Raw genomic sequence first — 20,058 nt, 5'->3', positions numbered from 1 at the left:
CGCCCGTGGTGCCCGTCTGCGGACCATTCCGAACGACGGCACAGCTCAGAAGAACAGCATGGCCTTGTACGCGATGATCGACGAGACCACAGCGAGAACGATGATGAGCCCGGTGGCAGCCAGCGGCACCACCCAGACCTTCGGGCGTCGGCGCAGCAGGATGATGAGCACCATGCTCGCGAGCTGGATGATCCCGGCCGCGATCATGAAACCTTGGAAGTTGTAGCCGAGGAGGTCCCAGTCGCAGTTCGGCGCGCAACCCGGGGTCGAGATCCCGAGGAATCCCACCCAGAACACCGCTGCCATCGCGGCGAGGAGTTGAAGGCTCCACGCGACGAGGCTCGCCCAGTACTCGGGGGCCGGTCGAGGCCGGAGTCCGAGGCCGATGGCGGTTGCGATACCGAGTGCAAGCAGGGCGATCAGCGCGGCCGCACCGAAGAGCGCGTTCATCTGCCGGTTCTCCCACGCGGCGTTCCAGGTCGTCGCGGCCGACGCAACCCCGGACCCGCGGCGGTCTCGACGCCGATCGCGCGGATGGTCGCCGCGGCAAGCAGCCCCACGGCCGGAATGATGTTGAGGCTCAGCCCCGGTCGCAGAACGGCCGCGACGATCAGCAGGATCGTCGCCACGATCCCCAGAATCCACGAGAGCGGTCCCGTCGGCACGAGGCTCAGCAAGCCCGTGGTGACTCCGAGGACGATGACGAGCGCTGCAGGGCCGACCGCCTCCAGCCAGTACTCGGCGCCCGTCATCGGTGCGTACTGATCCTGAACCTGCGTCGTCGACCCGTACCAGGTCAGCCCGAGGACCCACGCGGCGGACACGGCTGCGAGAATCACGAGCGCCGGACGCGCCTGTCGCGAGGGGCGGACGAGCAGGGCGATGAGGCAACCGGAGAGCACGACAGCGAGCCACCCGATGGCGAGGATGCCTGCGATGGCGAGGTACCCGATCCCGTCGCTGCAGATCCAGGTGCCCGCTCCCTCGGAGCCTGGGGGCTGCATCCCGCAGTTGTGGTGCAACTGATCCCGCACGAGATCCAGGGCGGAGCCGGCGAGGACGAAGGCGACGATGCCGCTGACCAGCACAGCGAGTCCTGCGACGACTCGCTGCCACGTGCCCCGACTCGCTCGCCGGCGATCTGAACGGGTGGATGCGACATCGGCGGTCATAGGGGAGCACCCTAGCAACTGCACCTGATGCGGGTCTGGCGGGCTATGAGCCAGGGAAGCGCGGATCGCCGCGGCGGCATCCGTGCGTGTCGGGCCATCGGCCGGCGACTTTACGATGGAGCCATGGATGCTCTGGACACCTTCGCTCTCGTCGGCGAGGTGCTGTCGTGGGTGGGTCTGGGGCTCGGGTTGCCGCTGCTCCTGCTGGCCACGCTGATCCGTGCGGTCGAAGGTCCGTGGCGCAGCATCGAGATCGCGATCGTCGAGCGGGACGGCTCCGTGTTCGCCCGCTGGTTCGCCGGGGGCGACTTTCACGAGAGACCGTTGCGGCGCGACGAGTTCGCGACCCCGGAGGAGGGCTGGGCCGCAGGGGTCGTGAGTGCGAACGATCCTGCTCGCGCTCGTGTGGGGGATCCGCCACATCTGCGCCGGGTCGTGATGACCCTGGGAATCGTGTTCACGAGTGTCGGCGTGATCGGTCTGGTCGTGTCACTGCTGCCGCTGTTCCTCTGATCGGAGCCCCCGTGGGTCTGGCGGACTACGCGCCGGGGAACCGGGGATCTCGGGAGTAGTCCTGTCTCCGAAGATCGAGTGCCGCGGCGACCTGTTCAGGAGCATCGTCGCCGATGAGGACGCGCAGGGGCCCGTCATCGGAGGCGACGTGAGCGAGGATCGCGGCTGCGGCATCCGACGGTGTCGTGCCGCCGGCAGAGTCGCCCGGCGGCCACGGAACCTCGGCTGTGCCGAACAGCTCCGTCCGCTGCTCGTCGTAGACGTCGGAGGGCGAACTGAACCGCATGCTCGGCCCTGCCCACGCGGTGTCGAGAGCGCCCGGTTCGATGAGGGACACGCGGATGCCGAAGCGTGCCACCTCCGCTGCCATGGCTTCGCTGAACCCTTCCAGCCCCCACTTCGTGGAGTTGTAGAGCCCGAGTAGAGGCATCGTGCCCACCGCTCCGACCGTAGAGATCTGCACGATGTGTCCGCCGCTCTGCTCGCGCATGACCGGGATGACGGCCTGGCTGAGCCAGAGCGGGCCGAGCAGGTTCGTGTCCATGACCGAGCGGATGTCGTCCTCCGACGCCTCTTCGACGGCGCCGATCAGTCCGTAGCCGGCGTTGTTCACGAGCACGTCGATGCGTCCGTGATGTTCGACGGCGCGGCGGACGGTGTCTCGAGCGGCGCCGCGGTCGCGGACGTCGAGAGTCATGATGGTCAGGCGGTCGTGCGCGGGCAGCTCGTGTTCGCCACGGACCGTCGCCACGACGATGTGCCCCGCCTCGAGTGCGGACTCGGCGAGTGCCCGCCCGAGCCCGCGGCCCGCGCCCGTGATCATCCAGATCTGAGGTGATGAGGTCATGGAGCGATCGTACTTCTCGGCCATGGGGCGGGGCCTCAGAGGCCGGCAGCCTTCTCCAGCTGCGTGAGTCTCTCGCCCGGGCTCCCCGTGAGGATCACGGTCGGCGGCGCAGCACCGGTGCGTTCCAGGTCGTCGAGCGCATCGAGAAGGGCGCTCTCCATCGCCTCTCGAAGCTCCGGATCCTCGTCGTCGGGAACGTCGATCGGGTGCCGCGCATCCAGAAGTACGACGGCGATCAGATCGATGTGGGTCAGTGAAGACTCGATCAGCTCCTGCGCCCGCGAGAGCAGGGCGCCGTCACCGCGCCCCAGCACCTCGAGCGCAGTGAGGTAGGCGAGGAAGTCGACGGGGCCACGTTCCGAGATGACGGAACCCTCGCCCACAGTCTCTCGCAGTCGTGAGACGGTGACGCGGAGCTGCGCGACGAAGCTGGCTGCGCTGCTCGGCGCCTCCGACTCGATGTCGTCGAAAGGGTCGCCGAGCACCGAGTATTCGGGATGAGCTGCGTGGAAGTCGGAGATCAGCGTGCTCTTGCCGCTGGCGTGCGTGCCCGAGACGACGATCCGCACGCGTCAGACCCCGGGGATCAGCAGGTGCGCGACGGTGAAGATCGCGAGGCCCGCGAGCGCGCCCACGAATGTGCCGTTCAGGCGGATGTACTGCAGGTCGCGGCCGACCATGAGCTCGATCTTCTCGGTCGTCTCGACCGGGTCCCAGCGCTCGACGGTGTCGGTGATGATCGACGCGATGTCGTGGCGGTAGCGGTCGACGAGGAACACGGCCGCATCCGACACCCACGTGTCGACGCGGCGCTGCAGCGCGGCATCCGTCGTCAGTCGGTCGCCGATCTCCTGCAGAGCCTGCGCCGCGCGCACCCGCAGCCCGCTCTCGGGGTCGGCGAGGGCGGTGAGCAGTCCGTTCTTGGCGGTGTTCCACGCCTCGGCAGCGAGGGCGCCGACCCGGGGGCTGTCGAACAGCGACGACTTCGCGTTCTCGAGCTTCGCCCTGGTCTCCGGGTCGTTCTGCAGGCTGTCGGCCAGGCGGGCGAGGTAGCCGTCGATGGCGATGCGCGCGGGATGCTTCGGGTCGGCCTGCACCGCACGCACGAACTTCACGGCCTCGTTGTAGGCGGTGTCGTCGACGAAGCGGTGCGCGAGCTTCGGCACCCACCCGGGGAGTCGACGCGAGATGAGCCCCGAGAACGATTCGGCGTTGGCGTCCAGCCAGCGCGCGATGCTGTCGGCTGCGAGGTCGACCGCTCCGTGGTGAGCATCCGCCTCGACGATCTTCTCGAGCCAAGCACCGGCGGGCGGGCCCCACTCGGGGGAGACGAGGTGCTCACGCGCCAGGTCGGTGATGAGGTCGCGCACGTCGTCGTCGCTGAGAGCGTTGAGAACGGCGGTCGCGATCGTCGCGCCCTCCGCGCCGACACGCTCGGCGTGGGCGGGCTCGCGCAGCCACTCGCCGGCGCGCTTCGCGATCGCGGTGCTGGCGAGCTTGGTGCGCACGACGCTCGCCTCGAGGAAGTTCGTCTCGACGAACTCGCCCAGCGTGCGGCCGATCTCGTCCTTGCGGTTCGGGATGATCGCCGTGTGCGGGATGGGCAGCCCCAACGGCCTGCGGAAGAGCGCCGTCACGGCGAACCAGTCGGCGAGGGCGCCCACCATGCCGCCCTCGGCGGCGGCACGCACGTAGCCCAGCCACGGCTGCCGCTCCTGGAATGCGAACGCGATCACGAACACGACGGCCATGAAGATCAGTGCCCCGAGGGCCACCGCCTTCATCCGTCGAAGAGCGCGAAGTCGTACCTGGTCTGCGGGCGACAGGAGCGCCATCGGTGTTCGCGGCATGACGTCATCCTTTCACGCGGAGTTCGCGCTGAGGTCGGCGTGCAGCGATCCGTCCGCGCCCGGCCTGTCGGTGCTGAACCCGTTCTCGGACTGACACGCGCAGGACACGAGTACCCTCGAAGCGTGATCGAAGACATCAAGAAGCGCGCCCTGCACCGCACCAGCATCCTCGAGGGTCAGATGCGCGGCGTCGCGCGGATGATCGAGAACGAGGAGTACTGCATGGACATCATCACGCAGTCCCGCGCGATCCAGCGCTCGCTGGAGTCGCTGAACCGTCTGCTGCTCGAGAACCATCTGCGCACGCACGTGACGCACATGTTCGACGAGGGTGGGGAGGAGCGCGACAAGGCTGTCGCCGAGCTTCTCAAGGCGTTCGACTTCGACCGCAAGTAGAACCGCGCTCCTCCGCCCCGGTCAGCGTCCGCCGTCGAAGACCTCACCCTCCATCGCGTCGTAGCCCTCGGCCTGCGGGTCGCCGTGAGAGCCGCCTGACAGGGCATACTCCTCTTCGGGCGAGAGCACGAGGCGATGCCGGAAGAACAGCCCGAATCCGAGCAGGATGATCGCGTAGACGATCGCGATCGCGATGATCGCCGGACCGAACGTCGGGTTCAGCAGGAAGCCCACGAAGATCAGTGCCGCGATCACCAGCGCGATGACCGCACCGGGGATGCCCCACGGGCTGACGTACGGACGAGCGACGTTCGGGAACTTCTTGCGCAGGATGATGAACGACACGAGCTGCAGTCCGTAGGCGACGACAGCGCCCCACACGGCGATGTTCAGCACGATCGCCCCGGCCACCGTGCCCGCACCCTCGGAGTCGACGGCGGTGAGCACGTCGAGCACGATCAGGGCGACGAAGCCGATGGCCGCACCCACAGTGAGGGCGACCCAGGGCGTCTGTCGCTTGCCGGTGAGCGAGAGGAAGCGCGGGTAGTACCCGGCCCTCGACAGCGAGTACATGTTGCGTCCGTAGGCGAACATGATGCCCTGCAGCGAGGCGAGCAGGCCGATGAGGGCGAAGAGTGCGAGCACAGCGGCGAGCTGGTCGCCCACGATCGCGCGGAAGCCGTCGAGCAGCGGTTCCCCCGCGGTGCCGGTGGCCTCGGCGCCGATCACGCCGGTGTTGAGGAACAGCACCAGGAGGCCGGTGACGATGAGCGTGCCGCGGGCCCAGAAGCCCGCCTTCGGGATGTCGCGGGTCGGGTTGTGCGACTCCTCCGCGGCGAGCGGCAGCTCTTCGATGCCGAGGAAGAACCACATCGCGAACGGAAGGGCGAACAGGATCGGCAGGACGCCGTGCGGGAGGAATGCGGTCTGTCCCTCATCGGGGACGATGTCCCACAGCGCATCCCACGAGAACGCGCCCGAGAAGAGCGCCATGGCCGAGAAGACGAGGATGATCCCGATCGAGATCACCGACACGATGATCGCGAAGCGGAACGAGATCGCGGCGCCCGCGGAGTTCAAGGCGATGAAGACGATGTAGAGGATGAGGTACCAGACCCACCCGGGAAGCTCGAGGCCGAGCAGTTCGCTCGTGATGCCGTTGGCATACGACGCCGAGAAGTAGACGATCACCGCCGTGGTCGCGACGTACTCGATGGTCTCGGCGGCGCCGGTGACGAGTCCACCCCAGGGACCCATGGCCGAGCGGGCGAACGAGTAGGCGCCTCCGGTGTGCGGCATCGCGGCCGCCATCTCGCCGATCGCGAAGATCATCCCGTAGTACATCGCGACGAGGATGGCGAAGGCGATGAGCATCCCGCCGAAGCCCGCGAAGTCGATGCCGAAGTTCCAGCCCGAGAAGTCGCCCGAGATCACCGCGGCGACTGCGAGCCCCCACAGACCCCAGACTCCGGCCGACCTCTTCAGGGTGCGTTTCTCGAAATAGTCACTCCCGGCGCGTGTATAGGTCGCTCCGGCGACCTTGCGGGATTCATTGCTCTGCTGGGACATCCGCTCTCCGTTCGCATGCGTGCAGGCGCCGGGTGCACCTTGCGGACGATTGTGACAGTCAATGGTGGTTTCGTCTACCTTTAAACGTCGAGGTGATCTACTCTGAGGGCGAAGCCGGTCGGCCGATCGCTTCACCGCACGAGAACGGAGCGTCAGATGTCGGGCAACCTGAGCATCGAACAGCTGGATGCCGGCATCGCCGCCGGCGAGATCGACACGGTGATCGTGGCCTTCGCGGATGCGCAGGGGCGACTGGTCGGCAAACGCGTGTCGGCGCGGCTGTTCCAGGAGGACATCCTGGCTCACGGGGCCGAGGCCTGCGACTACCTGCTCTCGGTCGACGTCGACATGAACACCGTCGACGGCTACGCGATGTCGGGCTGGGACCGCGGCTACGGCGACATGGTGCTCAAGCCCGATGTCGAGACCCTGCGCAACATCCCGTGGCTCGAGGGCACCGCGCTGGTCATGTCCGATCTCGTCTGGCAGAACGGCGAACCCGTCGGGCCCTCGCCCCGGGCGATCCTCGATCGCCAGCGCGACCGTCTCGCCGAGCGGGGCTGGATCGCGTACTCGGGCACCGAGCTCGAGTTCATCGTCTTCGACAACACCTACCGCGACGCCTGGGCGCGCAAGTACGACGGGCTGACACCCGCGACCGACTACAACGTCGACTACAACCTGCTCGCCTCGACCCGCATGGAGCCGCTGCTGCGCGACATCCGCAACAGCATGGATGGCGCCGGAATGTACTGCGAGGGAGTGAAGGGCGAGTGCAACTTCGGCCAGCAGGAGATCGCATTCCGCTATGCGGAGGTGCGGGAGACCGCCGACCAGCACGCGATCTACAAGAACGGCGCCAAGGAGATCGCCGAGCAGCACGGACAGGCGCTCACGTTCATGGCCAAGTTCAATGAGCGCGAGGGCAACAGCTGTCACATCCACCTGTCGCTGCGGGATGAGTCGGGCGCCCCGGTCATGGCGGGAGACGGCGAGCACGGGTTCAGCCCGGTGATGGAGCACTGGATCGCCGGCATCCTCGCCACGCTCCGGGAGTTCACCCTGCTGCTCGCGCCGAACATCAACTCGTACAAGCGGTTCGCGAAGGGCAGCTTCGCCCCGACCGGAGTCGCCTGGGGCATCGACAACCGCACCTGCGCTCTGCGGGTAGTCGGCCATGGATCGGGGCTGCGGGTCGAGAACCGGGTGCCCGGCGGAGATGTGAACCCGTACCTCGCGATCTCGGCGATCATCGCGGGCGGTCTGCACGGCATCGAGAACGAACTGCCGCTGCCCGAGCGATTCACCGGCAACGCCTACGAGGATGCGGTCGACCACCTGCCGACCACCCTGCGCGAGGCGGCGAAGCTGTTCAGCGAATCGACCATCGCGCGGGCGGCGTTCGGCGACGACGTGGTCGAGCACTATCTGAACCAGGCCCGCATCGAGGTGGAAGCCTACGACGCGGCCGTCACCGACTGGGAGCGCATCCGTGGCTTCGAGCGCCTCTGACCCCGCGCCGCTGATCGGCGTCACGACCTATCTCGAGCGCGCGCAGCAGGGGGTGTGGGATGTCAGGGCCGCGTTCCTGCCGGAGCAGTACCTCACGAGCGTGACCTCCTCCGGCGGCATCGCCCTTCTTCTCCCGCCCCAGGATCCGGATGCCGCGGACGCGGCGATCTCGGGGATGGACGGACTCGTGCTCTCGGGTGGCGCGGACGTCGCCCCCGAGCTCTACGGCGAGGACCGGCATCCGCTCACCGACCCCGCGAGGGTGGACCGTGACGCGTGGGAGCTCGCGCTCTTCCAGGCGGCCGAGCGTCGTGGCATCCCGGTGCTCGCCATCTGCCGCGGTCTGCAGCTCGTGAACGTCGCCCGCGGCGGCACTCTGCAGCAGCATCTGCCCGAATCGCTCGGTACCGAGAAGTACCGCATCGGCGGGGGAGTCTTCGCCGAGAACGACGTCGCGGTGTCGACCGACACACGCCTCGCCGACATCATCGGCGAGACCGAGATGCGGGTGCACAGCTACCACCACCAGGGCGTCGATCGCCTGGGCGAGGGGCTGGTCGCGGCGGCGCACTCCGACGACGGACTCGTGCAGGCCTTCGTCGACACGTCAGTCGGTCATATCGTCGGCGTCCAGTGGCACCCCGAGGAGAACGCCGAGGACCGGCGGCTCTTCACCGATCTCGTCTCACAGGCCCGCGCGTTCGCCGCGCGGCGGAAGGAGGACGCCCGATGAGCGCGTTCACAGTCATCAACCCGTCGACCGGCTCGGCGATCCGCGAGGTCGCGCGCGCCGACATCGGAGAGACGGATGCCGCGATCGCTCGTGCCGTCTCGGCTCAGCGCCGGTGGGCGGCACTCGCACCCGTCGCGCGGGCCGATGCGCTGCGTGCCTTCGCGCGCACGGTCGGGGCCGCGGTCGAAGAGCTTGCCCAGCTCGAGGTGCTGAACTCCGGGCATCCGATCGGCTCCGCTCGGTGGGAAGCCGGTCACGTCGCCCAGGTGCTCAACTACTACTCGGCCGACCCCGAGCGTCTCTCGGGTCGACAGATCCCGGTGGCGGGCGGACTCGACGTCACCTTCCACGATCCGTACGGCGTGGTCGGGGTCATCGTGCCGTGGAACTTCCCCATGACGATCGCGGCATGGGCGTTCGCGCCGGCGCTCGCCGCAGGCAACGCCGTGGTGCTGAAGCCGGCCGAGCTCACGCCTCTGACGGCCATCCGCCTCGGCGAGCTCGCCCTCGAAGCGGGCCTCCCCGAGGGGCTCTTCGAGGTCGTCACAGGCTCTGGCTCGGTCGTCGGGCAGCGACTCGTCGAGCATCCGGATGTGCGCAAGGTCGTGTTCACCGGCTCGACCGAGGTCGGCATCGAGGTGGCCGCCGGATGCGCCAGAGCGCTCAAGCCCGTCACGCTGGAGCTCGGCGGCAAGAGCGCCAACATCGTCTTCGCGGATGCCGATCTCGAGAAGGCCGTCGCGGCCGTTCCCGGGTCGGTGTTCGACAATGCCGGGCAGGACTGCTGCGCGCGCAGCCGGCTGCTCGTGCAGCGCTCGGTGTACGACCGGTTCCTCGAACTGCTCGAGCCGGCGGTCAAGGCGTGGCGGGTGGGCGACCCGTCGAGCGCGGATACCGACATGGGGCCGCTGATCTCGGCGGCGCACCGCGACACGGTGTCGGGGTTCCTCGACGATGCGAACATCGCGTTCCGGGGCAGCGCGCCCCAGGGCGACGGCTTCTGGTTCGCCCCGGCCGTGGTGCTGGCCGATCCGTCCGACCGGATCGCCCAGCAGGAGGTGTTCGGGCCTGTCGTCGCAGTGATGCCGTTCGACGACGAGGCCGATGCGATCCGTCTCGCGAACGACACCGCCTACGGTCTCGCCGGCTCGATCTGGACCGAGAGCCTCGGTCGCGCGGTGCGCGTCTCGCGCGGAGTGCAGAGCGGCGTGCTGTCGGTGAACTCGCACTCCTCGGTGCGCTACGCGACGCCGTTCGGCGGCATGAAGGCCTCGGGCCTCGGGCGGGAGCTCGGACCGGACGCCGCCGAGCACTTCACCGAGACGAAGAACGTCTTCTTCGCGACCGACGAATCCTGACCCGCATCCCCACCTGCAACGGAGAACACACATGACCATCGATCTGACCCAGCGCCTCAAGGACCGCGTCGCCATCATCACCGGCGGCGCGAGCGGCATCGGCTTCGCCACCGCCCAGCGGTTCGCCGCAGAAGGCGCGTTCGTCGTCATCGCCGACGTCGACCCCGCCACGGGAGAGAAGGCTGCCGCGGAGGTGGGCGGTGCATTCCGTCCGGTCGACGTCGCCGACGAGGGCAAGGTCAACGCGCTCTTCGACGGGGTCGCCGAGGAGTTCGGCCGCATCGACATCGCCTTCAACAACGCGGGCATCTCGCCCGCCGACGACGACTCGATCGAGACGACCGAGCTGCCGGCCTGGGATCGCGTGCAGGACGTCAATCTCAAGAGCGTGTACCTGTGCAGCCGTGCGGCGCTTCGCCACATGGTGCCGGCGGGACGGGGATCGATCATCAACACCGCATCCTTCGTCGCGCTGCTGGGGTCGGCGACCTCGCAGATCAGCTACACCGCGTCGAAGGGTGGAGTGCTCGCGATGTCGCGCGAGCTCGGCGTGCAGTTCGCGCGACAGGGGGTGCGCGTCAATGCCCTGTGCCCCGGACCGGTGAACACCCCGCTGCTGCAGGAGCTGTTCGCCAAGGATCCCGAGCGGGCGCAGCGCCGACTCGTTCATGTGCCGATGGGGCGCTTCGCCGAGCCGTCGGAGCTGGCCGCCGCGGTGGCGTTCCTCGCCTCGGACGACTCGTCGTTCATCACCGCGAGTGCCTTCGTCGTCGACGGCGGCATCACCAACGCCTACGTCACCCCGCTGTGATCCGCGCTCATGTCGCTGTGACAGGCTGAGAAGCATGAGCGAGCACCCTTCCGACGGCGATCTCGTCGAGGTGCGCCGGGCCGTCTACCGGCCCCTGCGCCGAGGCAACGCGCTCGAAGATGCGGTCGCTCGACTCGTGCAGACCATCCGCCTCGGCGTCGTCGCGCCGGGGGAGTCCCTACCGCCCGAACGAGAGCTCGCGGCATCGTTCGGCGTCAGCCGCGACACCGTGCGGGAGGCCATCCGCGAGCTCGCGGACACCGGATACCTGGTGCCCAAGCGCGGGCGGTACGGCGGCACGTTCGTCGCCGACCCGCTGCCGCAGCCCTCGGATGCCGGGGCCGTGACCGCTGCCGAGTTCGACGACGTGCTGGGCCTGCGGCGGGTGCTCGAGACCGGGGCGGTGCGCGCGGCCGCGAGTCGGACGCTGGATGCCGCGACCCGCGCCGACCTGTGGGCGCGGCACGAGGCCGCGCTGCCCGCCGGGCCCGAGGAGTATCGGCGCCTCGACACCCTGCTGCACCTCGCAATCGCCGAGGCTGCCGGCATCCCGTCGCTCGTCGCTCTCGTCGCCGAGAATCGGGCCGACGTCAACGCGTGGCTCGACACGTTCCCCTTGATGCCGCGCAACATCCAGCATTCGGGCGAGCAGCACGAGCGCATCGTCACCGCGATCCTCGCCGGTCGCCCCGACGCCGCGGAGGCCGCGATGCGCGATCACCTCGCAGGTTCCGAAGCGCTGCTGCGCGGATTCCTGATCTGAATCCGAGCGGGTCACGAGTTCGACCCGCACCGCTCCGGCGCGGGTCGTGCCACACGACCGGGATCTGCCGCTGGCGCGCGTCCCCGGTCGTGCCGCAGTCAGCTCGCTGCGGCCTCGTCGGCGACTGACAGAGCCTCATCGAGCACGGCGAGACCGCGCACCAGGTCGTCTTCGGTGATCACGAGCGGCGGTGCCACATGCATCCGGTTGAAGTGCGTGAACGGCCAGACGCCGGCCTTCTTCGCGGCGGCGGCGAAGGCGGCGACCGGCGCAGCATCCGCTCCGCTCGCGTTGAAGGGCACCAGGGGCTCGCGCGTCTCCTTGTCGCGCACGAGCTCGACGGCCCAGAAGAGGCCGCGACCGCGCACCTCTCCGACGCTCGGGTGGGTGTCGACCCAGCGGCGCAGCATCGGCTCGACGATGCGCTCGCCCAGGTCGCGCACGCGCTCGAGGATGCCATCGCGGCGGAACACCTCGAACGTCGCGACGCCCGCGGCGCACGCGAGCGGGTGGCCCGAGTACGTCAGTCCGCCGGCGAACGGCGTGGTGTCGAACGCCTTCGCGATGCGCTCCGAGATCACGACGCCGCCGAGCGGCACGTAGCCCGAGTTCACGCCCTTGGCGAAGGTGATGAGGTCAGGGCGCCCGTCGTACGCGTCGATGCCGAACCACTCGCCGAGACGGCCGAAGCCGACCATGACCTCGTCGGCGATGTAGACGATGCCGTAGCGGTCGCACAGCTCGCGCACGCCCTGCAGGTAGCCGGGCGGCGGCACGAGCACTCCGTTCGTGCCGACTACGGTCTCGATGATGATCGCGGCGATCGTCGCGGGTCCTTCGAGCTGGATCGTCTGCTCGAGGTGGGCGAGTGCGCGCTCGGACTCCTGCTCCGGGGTCTCGGCGTGGAACGGCGAGCGATAGAGGTAGGGGCCGAAGAAGCGCACGGCGCCCGAATCGGGAGTGCCGTTGGCCCAGCGCCGCGGGTCACCCGTCAGCGAGATCGCGGTCGAGGTCGACCCGTGATAGCTGCGGTACATCGACAGCACCTTGTGGCGGCCCGTCGACTGGCGGGCCATGCGCACCGCGTACTCGTTGGCCTCGGCGCCGCCGTTCGTGAAGAACACCTTCTCGAACCCCTCGGGCGCGACCTCGACGATCAGTCGGGCGAGCTCGCCCCGCACGTCATTGGCCATCGCCGGCTGGATGGTCGACAGACGCCCGGCCTGCTGCTGGATCGCGGCGACGAGATCGGGATGCTGGTGGCCGAGGTTCAGGTTCACCAGCTGACTCGAGAAGTCGAGGTAGGCGTTGCCGGCGTAGTCCCAGAACGTCGAGCCCTCGCCCGCCGCGACGGGAAGCGGGTCGATCAGGCCCTGGGCGCTCCAGGAGTGGAAGACGTGGCCGCGGTCATCCGCACGCACCTGCGCCTCGGCCTCGGGGGCCGGGAGCGGATGCGATGCGCCGCGCCGGTCGATGAAGTTCGTCATGTCTCGTGTCTCAGTTCTCGGTGTCTGCTCGGGAGCTCAGTGGTTGCTCGGGAAGCCCAGGTCGATCTGCGAGGGCGTGTGGTCGGGCCAACGCGTGGTGACCACCTTCGACCGAGTGTAGAAGTGCACCGACTCGGGGCCGTAGATGTGCGAGTCGCCGAACAGCGAGTCCTTCCAGCCGCCGAACGAGTACGCGCCGATCGGCACGGGGATCGGCACGTTCACGCCGACCATTCCCACCTCTATGTCGAACTCGTACTGGCGGGCGGTGCCGCCGTCGCGCGTGAAGATCGCGGTGCCGTTGCCGTACGCATTCGCGTTGACCAGCTCGACGGCCTCGGCGTAGGTCTCGACGCGCACGACCGAGAGCACCGGTCCGAAGATCTCGTCGTCGTACACCTTCATGCCGGGGGCGACCCGGTCGATCAGGCTGACTCCGATGAAGAAGCCCTCCGAGTCGAACTGCTTCGTCGTGCCGTCGACCACGACCGTCGCGCCCTCGGCGGCGGCGCCCGTGACGTACGAGGCGACGCGGTCGCGGTGCTCGCGGGTGATGAGCGGACCCATCTCGCTCGCGGCATCCGTGCCCGCACCGATCGAGAGGCCGTCGATGCGCGAGGCGATCGCGGCCACCAGGTCGTCGGCGATGTCGCCCACTGCGACCAGCACCGAGACCGCCATGCAGCGCTCGCCGGCCGAGCCGTAGGCGGCCGAGATCGCTGCATCCGCTGCGGCGTCGATGTCGGCATCGGGCATGACGACCATGTGGTTCTTCGCGCCGCCGAGCGCCTGCACACGCTTGCCCGCGTTCGCGGCGCGCTGGTAGATCGAGCGGGCGATGGGGGTCGAGCCGACGAAGCTGATCGCGTTCACACGCGGCGACTCGAGCAGAGCATCGACGGCCTCCTTGTCGCCGTGCACGACGTTGAGCACGCCGTCGGGAAGGCCCGCCTCATGGAAGAGCTTCGCGATCCAGACGGCCGCCGAGGGGTCCTTCTCGCTCGGCTTGAGCACGACCGTGTTGCCGCACGCGATCGCGGAGGCGACCATCCACAGGGGCACCATCACGGGAAAATTGAACGGAGTGATCGCGGCGACGACGCCGACCGGCTGCTTGACCGAGTGCACGTCGACACCACGCGAGACCTGCTCGCTGCGCTCGCCCTTCAGCAGGTGCACGAGACCGGCGGCGAACTCGACGTTCTCGATGCCGCGCGACACCTCGCCCGCGGCATCCGAGAGCACCTTGCCGTGCTCCGAGGTGACGATCGCCGCGAGCTCGGGCGTGCGCTCCTTGAGCAGCTGACGCAGACGGAAGAACACGTCGGCGCGCTTGATGAGGCTCGTCTCGCGCCAGGCGGGCAGAGCGGATGCCGCGGCGGTGATCGCGTGGTCGACCTCGGCGGTGGAGGCGAAGGCGACGTGCTTCGAGACCTGACCGGTTGCCGGGTCGAAGACCTCTCCCGTGCGCGCCGCGTCGGCGGTGTCTGCTCCATTGATGAGGTGACGGACGATCACGGGACTCCTTCGGGATGTGGGATCCGCATCGAACACTCTGACCGAGGGGCGATACGCTGGCTTCCTCCCATGATCACAGAGCACAAGGAGCATCTGCGGTGTCAGAACGTAGTGAGATCGGCGGCAATCGGACAGATCGTCCGACGGGCGCCGTCTTCCTGACGGTGGCTGATGTGCTCGCCGAGGCTGCGGTACAGCAGGGTGAACCCGACGTGCTCGTCGGCGGTGCGGCGCTCGATGCCGCGGTGCGCTGGGTGCACGTCTCCGACAGCGTAGGCGTCGCGCGACTGCTCGACGGCGGTGAGCTGCTGCTGACCACAGGCGCCGGGTGGCCTGTGGACGATGCCGAGCTGAGGGACTTCGCGTCGAGCCTGCATCGGGCGGGCATCGCCGGCATCGTGTTCGAGCTGAAGACCGCTCGGCAGGCGGTGCCGCAGCCGGTCGTCGACGTCTGCGCGACCGTGGGACTCGCCCTCATCGCCCTCACCCGCGAGGTCAAGTTCGTCGCCGTGACCGAAGCCGTGCACCATGCGCTGATCGCCGCGCAGACGCAGGCGCTGCGCGAACGGCAGCGTCTGCACGAGCTCTTCACCGCACTGAGCCTGCAGGGGGCTCCCGCCGACGTCGTGGTCTCCGAGACCGCTCGCGCACTCGGAGCCCCGGTCGTGCTCGAGAACCTCGCGCGCGAGGTGATCGCGACGGAGGGGCTCGAGATGCCGATCGCCGAGGTGCTTGAGAATCGCAGCGCTGCCGAGACGGTGCCCGTGCAGGCGCGCGGGATGCGCTGGGGCACGCTCCTCGCGCTGCCGGGCCCTGCGCATCCCGCCGGTCGGGTCACGGTGCTCGAGCAGGGCGCGACGGCCCTCGCCTTCGGATGCATCGCCGACGGCGGCGACGCGGAATGGTCGCTGCTGGCTCAGCGCGGAGTGATCGACGACCTGCTCGGTGCGCGCTTCGCGAAGGCCGAGGACATCGACGCCCGGCTGCGCGCCGGAGGGTTCGCGCTCCGAGGCCGCCACTGCCACGGGATCGTGGCACGGGGCAGCGGCTCGATCAGCGAGCTCGCCTACCGCGCGCGGCAGGCCGGCTTCGCGGTGATGGCCGCCCGCGTCGACGGCGATGACGTCGCGCTGCTGTCGGCGCCCGCATCCGCCGGGCTCTCCGACGAGGTGCTGCTGCGCGTCGCCGGCCCCGACCGGGCGGTCTTCGTGGGGCCGGTCGCCGATGACGTGATCGGCCTGCTCGGCTCTCTGCGTGCGGCGCGCGATCTGGCCGACAGCGAGCGGGCCGAGTCGGGTGCCCGAGTGCGCCGCGTCGACGACCGCCCGCTCGAGCGGCTCGTCGCCACGCTGCGCGACGATCACCGACTGCACGAGCACAGCGAGCGGATGCTGGCGCCGCTGATCCGTCATGACAGGGAGCGCCGCGGCGACCTGCTCGATGTGATCGCAGCTCTCGTCGCGCACCCTGGCAATCGCTCGGCCGCAGCGGCGGCCAGCCACCTGTCGCGGTCCGTGTTCTATCAGCGCCTCACGCTGATCGGCGACCTGCTGGGGGCCGACCTCGACGACGGCGAGACGATCGCGGCGCTCCACCTCGCACTGCTGGCGAGGCGGCGCACCGCGGCATCCGGCTGAGACGATCCGGCTGGGTCAGAGCACCGACTGGGCGTCGGAGAGGACGCTCCGCAGGATCTGCCCGATCTCGCGGAACTCGGCAGGACCGACCGTGAGCGGCGGCGCGAGCTGGATCACGGGGTCTCCGCGGTCGTCGGCGCGGCAGTAGAGCCCGGCCTCGAAAAGCGCGGGGGAGAGGAAGCCCCGCAGCAGCCGCTCCGACTCGTCGTCGTCGAACGTCTCGCGCGTCGCCTTGTCCTTCACGAGCTCGATGCCGAAGAAGTAGCCGTCACCGCGCACGTCTCCGACGATGGGCAGGTCGAGCAGCGTCTCGAGCTCGGCTCGGAACAGCGGCGAGTTCTCGCGCACGTGCTCGTTGAGCCCCTCCTCGTCGAAGATCGCGAGGTTCTCGAGTGCGACCGCCGCCGACACCGGATGTCCGCCGAAGGTGTAGCCGTGCGGGAACGAGACGTCGCCCTTCGAGAACGGCTCGTAGATCCGGTCGCTGATGATCGTCGCGCCGATCGGCGAGTATCCGCTCGTCATGCCCTTGGCGCACGTGATCATGTCGGGCACGTAGCCGAGACCGGTGCACGCGAACGTGTGGCCGAGCCGACCGAACGCGCAGATGACCTCGTCGGAGACCAGCAGCACGTCGTGGCGGTCGCAGATCTCGCGTACCCGGGCGAAATAGCCGGGAGGGGGCGGGAAGCATCCGCCCGAGTTCTGCACCGGCTCGAGGAAGACGGCAGCGACCGTGTCGGCTCCCTCGAACAGGATCATCTCCTCGATACGGTCGGCTGCCCAGCGTCCGAAGGCCTCGAGGTCGTCGCTCGGGCCGCCCATCTCGGCCGCGCGGTAGAAGTTGGTGTTCGGCACCCGGAAGCCGCCCGGCGTGACCGGCTCGAACATCGACTTCATCGCCGGGATGCCGGTGATCGCGAGGGCGCCCTGCGGAGTGCCGTGATAGGCGACCGAGCGCGAGATCACCTTGTGCTTGGTGGGCTTGCCCTGCAGCTTCCAGTAGTGCTTCGCGAGCTTGAACGCGGTCTCGACCGCCTCGCCGCCGCCCGTCGAGAAGAACACGCGGTTGAGGTCGCCGGGGGCCTCGTCGGCCAGTCTGTCGGCGAGCTCGATCGCCGCGGGATGCGCGTACGACCAGAGCGGGAAGAAGGAGAGCTCGGATGCCTGCTTCGCCGCGGCCTCGGCGAGGCGCCGGCGACCGTGCCCGGCGTTGACGACGAAGAGTCCCGAGAGGCCATCGAAGTACTCCTTGCCCTTCGAGTCCCAGATGCGGTGGCCATCGCCCTTGACGATGATCGGCACGCCGCTCTTCTCCATGGTCGACTGCCGGGTGAAGTGCATCCACAGGTGGTCCTTGGCCATCGCCTGGAGTTCGGCCTCGGACGGAGTCTGGCGTTGCGTGCTCATCTGGTCCCCCAGTTGTAGAGCTGCTTCTGCAGCTTGGCGTAGATGAAGGTCTCGGTCGACAGCACCCCGTCGATCGGGCGGATGTGGTCGTTGATCATCGCGAGCAGGTCTTCGTCGTCTTCGCACACGACCTCGGCGAGGATGTCGAAGGATCCGACCGTGATCACGACGTAGTCGATCGCGGGGATCTCGGCGATGGCCTCGGCGACGACGCGGGTGTCGCCGGAGACGCGGATGCCGATCATGGCCTGCCGGGGAAAGCCCAGTTGCATCGGGTCGGTGACAGCGACGATCTGCATCACGCCGGACTCCGTGAGGCGCTGCACCCGCTGCCGGACGGCGGCCTCGCTCAGGCCGACCTCTCGCCCGATGTCGGAGTACGAGCGTCGGCCGTCCTCCTGGAGCAGCTCGATGATCGTCTTCGCGACATCATCCAAAGGGGGGTGCTTCTTCGAGGACGGCATGATGCGATCCTCGCACCGGAGTGGTCTCTCTTCAACCGATTCCGCAGAATTTTCGAAGCGGCAGCCGGGAAACCGCAGAATACCGGGGCTAGGAGTCGAGTGGTCCCAACCATGCGCTCGCCGCGGTCGCATGCGCCGACTCGGGGTCGGAGGGGTGGAACGCGCCCGCCAGGACGTCGCGGTACAGCCGTGACAGCTCGTTCGACGAGAAGTACGAGCCGCCGCCCGCGACGAGCATCGCCTGGTCGACGACGTGCTTCGACATGGTGATCGCCCGATGCTTGACGCCCGAGAGCAGAGTGAACCAGCGGGCGCCGTTGTCGACCTTCTCATCGACGTCTCGGGCGAGCGCGGCGATCTGCGGAGGCAGGGCGTCGTAGGCGAGCCCCATATCGGCGATGCGCCAGCGGATGTCGGGGTCCTGGCTGTAGGCGGCGCCCGTCTTCTTCGAGCGGCGCTTCTGGGCGGTCTCGACCGCGAGGTCGAGCGCGCGCCGGGCGATGCCCGTGTACACCGAGGCGAGCAGGATCTCGAAGACCGAGAAGATGCCGAAGACGATGGGGTCGGGGTTCGGGCCCGGGTCGATGCGGCGCACCACGTGCGCGGCATCCGCCGTGGCTCCGTCGAGTCGAGTCGTCCTGCTCTGCGTGCCCCGCATGCCGAGGGTGTCCCAGTCGTCGCCCGTGACGACCGCATCGGTGCGCTCGACGAAGGCGAACACGAGCTTCGGGGCGTCGGCGCTCGTCGTGTCGAGGCCGTGCAGCCCGAGCTTCGTCCACACCGGCGCGAGGGAGGTGAAGATCTTGGTGCCGGTGAACGCGTAGCCGCCGTCGGCAGTGGGAACGGCATCTGTGTCGCTTCCGAACAGCACGAGGTCGTTGCCGCCCTCGCTGATGCCGAACGCGAAGACCTCTCCCGCGACCGCGCCGTCCTGCACGAACTCGAGGCCGGGCACGCCGCGGTCGGAGAAGACCTTGGCGACGCCCGTCCAGACGAGGTGCATGTTGATCGCGAGCGCCGTGGCCGGGGCGGCGGTCGCGAGGCGCTGCTGCAGGATCGCGGCCTGGGCGAGCCCCAGACCCGCGCCGCCGCGCTCGGCCGGCACGAGGATCGAGAGGTAGCCCGCGTCGCGGAGCTCGTCGAGGTCCTGCTGGGGGAAGGTGTTATCGCGGTCGTGGATCGGCGCCCGGTCGCGGATGCGCTCGAGCAGGTCGTCCGGGAGGAAGGCGGTCGGATCGAACGTGCTCATGCGAGTGCCTCTTCCAGCTGTCGGATGGTCTCCTCCGGCTTGTCGCGGTGCAGCGAGTGCCCCGATCCCGCGACCACCGACATCGTGATAAGCGGGTTCGATGCGAGCACGCCGGCCGCGACGTCACCGGTGAAGATGCTGTACACCGCGGGATCGGAGGCGATCACATGCGTGGGGACGGTCACCCGTGCGGCATCCGCCGTGACGTCCCAGGGAGTGTTCTGCCGGCTCGTCTGCTCGACCGCCCAGGCGCTCGTGCGGTGCACCGCGTCGACCTTGAGCTCCCAATCCTGCGGATGCCAGTGCGGATGCTCCTGCTGAACCAGCTCGACCCTGTTGTCGGCGAACGCGCGCTCCTGGCTCTTGCGCACGATCGTGGCGTCGCGACCGCCGACGAGGATCGCGGGGTCGAGGAGCACCAGTCGGCGAGTCCACTCGGGGGCGGATGCCGCGGCCACCGTGGCGGAGGCCCCGCCGAGCGAGTGGCCGACCACGGCATCCCACGGTCCGCCGCCCTCGGGCAGCGTGGAGGCGAGGTCGGCGCCGTACGCGGCGACCGAGTAGTCGAGAGCGCGTGGCGCATCGCCGTGGCCCCGCAGATCGATAGCGGTCGCGTGCCAGCCCATGTCGGCCAGAGCGGTGCCGAGGCGCCACATGAGTGCGCCGGACGAGCCGAGTCCGTGCACGAGGAGGACGCGGCGATCAGACGCCGGGTGTCCCCAGGAGATGCGAGGCAGCGAGAGCGGTGCGGGCATGCTCTCAGCCTACG

At 69.0% G+C, this 20,058-nt stretch carries 20 protein-coding genes; 8 read left to right on the top strand and 12 right to left on the bottom strand.

The features are described 5' to 3' along the window. Positions 1–45: 45 nt before the first annotated feature. Together ASF63_RS18570 and ASF63_RS18565 are read right to left on the bottom strand one after the other, a co-directional pair. Positions 46–450: a hypothetical protein gene (locus ASF63_RS18570; RefSeq protein ID WP_056517686.1), complete on the bottom strand. Its 405-nt coding sequence runs from the start codon at positions 448–450 to the stop codon at positions 46–48. Beyond that, on the bottom strand, positions 447–1,172 hold the full coding sequence (locus tag ASF63_RS18565) for a hypothetical protein (protein WP_056517683.1): 726 nt from the start codon (positions 1,170–1,172) through the stop codon (positions 447–449). Before ASF63_RS18565 ends, ASF63_RS18570 begins: the two co-directional genes overlap by 4 nt. A 123-nt stretch (positions 1,173–1,295) precedes the next feature. Between ASF63_RS18565 and ASF63_RS18560 the strand changes: the two genes are divergently transcribed. After that, positions 1,296–1,685 (top strand): hypothetical protein, encoded by a 390-nt coding sequence (locus ASF63_RS18560; RefSeq protein ID WP_056517681.1) that lies wholly within the window; start codon positions 1,296–1,298, stop codon positions 1,683–1,685. Positions 1,686–1,710: 25 nt separating this feature from the next. Here the strand turns inward: ASF63_RS18560 and ASF63_RS18555 are convergent, their stop codons facing one another. Genes ASF63_RS18555 through ASF63_RS18545 form a run of 3 tightly spaced genes read right to left on the bottom strand, consistent with a single transcriptional unit; the run spans position 1,711 to position 4,382 of the window. Beyond that, positions 1,711–2,532, bottom strand: coding sequence for an SDR family NAD(P)-dependent oxidoreductase (locus ASF63_RS18555; RefSeq protein ID WP_056517753.1), 822 nt, complete (start codon positions 2,530–2,532; stop codon positions 1,711–1,713). A 35-nt stretch (positions 2,533–2,567) separates the two neighbouring features. Continuing rightward, positions 2,568–3,101: an AAA family ATPase gene (locus ASF63_RS18550; protein WP_056517678.1), complete on the bottom strand. Its 534-nt coding sequence runs from the start codon at positions 3,099–3,101 to the stop codon at positions 2,568–2,570. Positions 3,102–3,104: 3 nt separating this feature from the next. Beyond that, positions 3,105–4,382: a DUF445 domain-containing protein gene (locus ASF63_RS18545; RefSeq protein ID WP_056517675.1), complete on the bottom strand. Its 1,278-nt coding sequence runs from the start codon at positions 4,380–4,382 to the stop codon at positions 3,105–3,107. A gap of 123 nt (positions 4,383–4,505) precedes the next feature. Between ASF63_RS18545 and ASF63_RS18540 the strand changes: the two genes are divergently transcribed. Further along, the gene (locus ASF63_RS18540; protein WP_056517673.1) at positions 4,506–4,778 is read left to right on the top strand and encodes a metal-sensitive transcriptional regulator; all 273 of its coding nucleotides are present in this window, start codon (positions 4,506–4,508) and stop codon (positions 4,776–4,778) included. A gap of 21 nt (positions 4,779–4,799) precedes the next feature. Here the strand turns inward: ASF63_RS18540 and ASF63_RS18535 are convergent, their stop codons facing one another. Further along, positions 4,800–6,347 carry an amino acid permease gene (locus ASF63_RS18535; RefSeq protein WP_056517671.1) on the bottom strand — a complete coding sequence of 516 codons (1,548 nt, stop codon included), beginning with the start codon at positions 6,345–6,347 and terminating at the stop codon, positions 4,800–4,802. A 156-nt stretch (positions 6,348–6,503) separates the two neighbouring features. Here ASF63_RS18535 and ASF63_RS18530 point away from each other — a divergent pair, with 156 nt between their 5' ends. Genes ASF63_RS18530 through ASF63_RS18510 form a run of 5 tightly spaced genes read left to right on the top strand, consistent with a single transcriptional unit; the run spans position 6,504 to position 11,524 of the window. Continuing rightward, a complete protein-coding gene (locus tag ASF63_RS18530; protein WP_056517667.1) occupies positions 6,504–7,859 on the top strand; it encodes a glutamine synthetase family protein in 1,356 nt (451 codons plus the stop codon). Next, a complete protein-coding gene (locus ASF63_RS18525; protein WP_056517665.1) occupies positions 7,840–8,592 on the top strand; it encodes a gamma-glutamyl-gamma-aminobutyrate hydrolase family protein in 753 nt (250 codons plus the stop codon). Before ASF63_RS18530 ends, ASF63_RS18525 begins: the two co-directional genes overlap by 20 nt. Then, entirely contained in the window at positions 8,589–9,950 is a 1,362-nt protein-coding gene (locus ASF63_RS18520; protein WP_056517664.1) for an aldehyde dehydrogenase family protein, read from the top strand. Before ASF63_RS18525 ends, ASF63_RS18520 begins: the two co-directional genes overlap by 4 nt. Positions 9,951–9,981: 31 nt before the next feature. Then, positions 9,982–10,761, top strand: coding sequence for a 3-oxoacyl-ACP reductase (locus tag ASF63_RS18515; RefSeq protein ID WP_056517662.1), 780 nt, complete (start codon positions 9,982–9,984; stop codon positions 10,759–10,761). A 34-nt stretch (positions 10,762–10,795) separates the two neighbouring features. Further along, the gene (locus ASF63_RS18510) at positions 10,796–11,524 is read left to right on the top strand and encodes a FadR/GntR family transcriptional regulator (RefSeq protein ID WP_056517661.1); all 729 of its coding nucleotides are present in this window, start codon (positions 10,796–10,798) and stop codon (positions 11,522–11,524) included. 98 nt (positions 11,525–11,622) lie between these two features. On the opposite strand, the gene ASF63_RS18505 is transcribed toward ASF63_RS18510, so the two are convergent. Both ASF63_RS18505 and ASF63_RS18500 read right to left on the bottom strand, forming a co-directional pair. Further along, a complete protein-coding gene (locus ASF63_RS18505; RefSeq protein WP_056517659.1) occupies positions 11,623–13,011 on the bottom strand; it encodes an aspartate aminotransferase family protein in 1,389 nt (462 codons plus the stop codon). A gap of 36 nt (positions 13,012–13,047) precedes the next feature. Then, positions 13,048–14,529 (bottom strand): CoA-acylating methylmalonate-semialdehyde dehydrogenase, encoded by a 1,482-nt coding sequence (locus ASF63_RS18500; RefSeq protein ID WP_056517655.1) that lies wholly within the window; start codon positions 14,527–14,529, stop codon positions 13,048–13,050. 98 nt (positions 14,530–14,627) lie between these two features. On the opposite strand from ASF63_RS18500, the gene ASF63_RS18495 reads away from it, so the two are divergent. Continuing rightward, positions 14,628–16,166, top strand: coding sequence for a PucR family transcriptional regulator (locus ASF63_RS18495; protein WP_235560865.1), 1,539 nt, complete (start codon positions 14,628–14,630; stop codon positions 16,164–16,166). Between the two features lie 15 nt (positions 16,167–16,181). Here ASF63_RS18495 and ASF63_RS18490 read toward each other — a convergent pair whose 3' ends face one another. The 4 genes from ASF63_RS18490 to ASF63_RS18475 all read right to left on the bottom strand — a co-directional run bounded on the left by ASF63_RS18490 (position 16,182) and on the right by ASF63_RS18475 (position 20,044). Beyond that, complete coding sequence (locus ASF63_RS18490; protein WP_056517651.1) at positions 16,182–17,576, bottom strand: aspartate aminotransferase family protein; 1,395 nt, start codon at positions 17,574–17,576, stop codon at positions 16,182–16,184. Beyond that, positions 17,573–18,040 carry an Lrp/AsnC family transcriptional regulator gene (locus tag ASF63_RS18485; RefSeq protein WP_056517648.1) on the bottom strand — a complete coding sequence of 156 codons (468 nt, stop codon included), beginning with the start codon at positions 18,038–18,040 and terminating at the stop codon, positions 17,573–17,575. The genes ASF63_RS18490 and ASF63_RS18485 overlap by 4 nt, the downstream gene beginning before the upstream one ends. 88 nt (positions 18,041–18,128) lie before the next feature. Then, positions 18,129–19,289: an acyl-CoA dehydrogenase family protein gene (locus tag ASF63_RS18480; protein WP_056517646.1), complete on the bottom strand. Its 1,161-nt coding sequence runs from the start codon at positions 19,287–19,289 to the stop codon at positions 18,129–18,131. Beyond that, positions 19,286–20,044, bottom strand: a complete 759-nt coding sequence (locus tag ASF63_RS18475; RefSeq protein ID WP_056517642.1) for an alpha/beta fold hydrolase — start codon at positions 20,042–20,044, stop codon at positions 19,286–19,288. The genes ASF63_RS18480 and ASF63_RS18475 overlap by 4 nt, the downstream gene beginning before the upstream one ends. Positions 20,045–20,058: the final 14 nt, after the last annotated feature.

It is taken from the genome of Microbacterium sp. Leaf320 (genome assembly GCF_001423485.1).
Lineage (GTDB): Bacteria > Actinomycetota > Actinomycetes > Actinomycetales > Microbacteriaceae > Microbacterium.
The sequence above is the reverse complement of the archived record's forward strand: the minus strand, read 5'-3'. Positions and strand labels throughout refer to the sequence as shown.

Excerpts from the sequence above, each read along its gene's own strand:
- ASF63_RS18505 (WP_056517659.1), bottom strand. The coding sequence starts at position 13,011 with ATGACGAACTTCATCGACCGGCGCGGCGCATCGCATCCGCTCCCGGCC.
- ASF63_RS18490 (WP_056517651.1), bottom strand. The coding sequence starts at position 17,576 with ATGAGCACGCAACGCCAGACTCCGTCCGAGGCCGAACTCCAGGCGATG.
- ASF63_RS18480 (WP_056517646.1), bottom strand. The coding sequence starts at position 19,289 with ATGAGCACGTTCGATCCGACCGCCTTCCTCCCGGACGACCTGCTCGAG.
- ASF63_RS18545 (WP_056517675.1), bottom strand. The coding sequence starts at position 4,382 with ATGCCGCGAACACCGATGGCGCTCCTGTCGCCCGCAGACCAGGTACGA.
- ASF63_RS18535 (WP_056517671.1), bottom strand. The coding sequence starts at position 6,347 with ATGTCCCAGCAGAGCAATGAATCCCGCAAGGTCGCCGGAGCGACCTAT.
- ASF63_RS18570 (WP_056517686.1), bottom strand. The coding sequence starts at position 450 with ATGAACGCGCTCTTCGGTGCGGCCGCGCTGATCGCCCTGCTTGCACTC.
- ASF63_RS18475 (WP_056517642.1), bottom strand. The coding sequence starts at position 20,044 with ATGCCCGCACCGCTCTCGCTGCCTCGCATCTCCTGGGGACACCCGGCG.
- ASF63_RS18555 (WP_056517753.1), bottom strand. The coding sequence starts at position 2,532 with ATGACCTCATCACCTCAGATCTGGATGATCACGGGCGCGGGCCGCGGG.
- ASF63_RS18560 (WP_056517681.1), top strand. The coding sequence starts at position 1,296 with ATGGATGCTCTGGACACCTTCGCTCTCGTCGGCGAGGTGCTGTCGTGG.
- ASF63_RS18530 (WP_056517667.1), top strand. The coding sequence starts at position 6,504 with ATGTCGGGCAACCTGAGCATCGAACAGCTGGATGCCGGCATCGCCGCC.
- ASF63_RS18565 (WP_056517683.1), bottom strand. The coding sequence starts at position 1,172 with ATGACCGCCGATGTCGCATCCACCCGTTCAGATCGCCGGCGAGCGAGT.
- ASF63_RS18520 (WP_056517664.1), top strand. The coding sequence starts at position 8,589 with ATGAGCGCGTTCACAGTCATCAACCCGTCGACCGGCTCGGCGATCCGC.
- ASF63_RS18485 (WP_056517648.1), bottom strand. The coding sequence starts at position 18,040 with ATGCCGTCCTCGAAGAAGCACCCCCCTTTGGATGATGTCGCGAAGACG.
- ASF63_RS18515 (WP_056517662.1), top strand. The coding sequence starts at position 9,982 with ATGACCATCGATCTGACCCAGCGCCTCAAGGACCGCGTCGCCATCATC.
- ASF63_RS18510 (WP_056517661.1), top strand. The coding sequence starts at position 10,796 with ATGAGCGAGCACCCTTCCGACGGCGATCTCGTCGAGGTGCGCCGGGCC.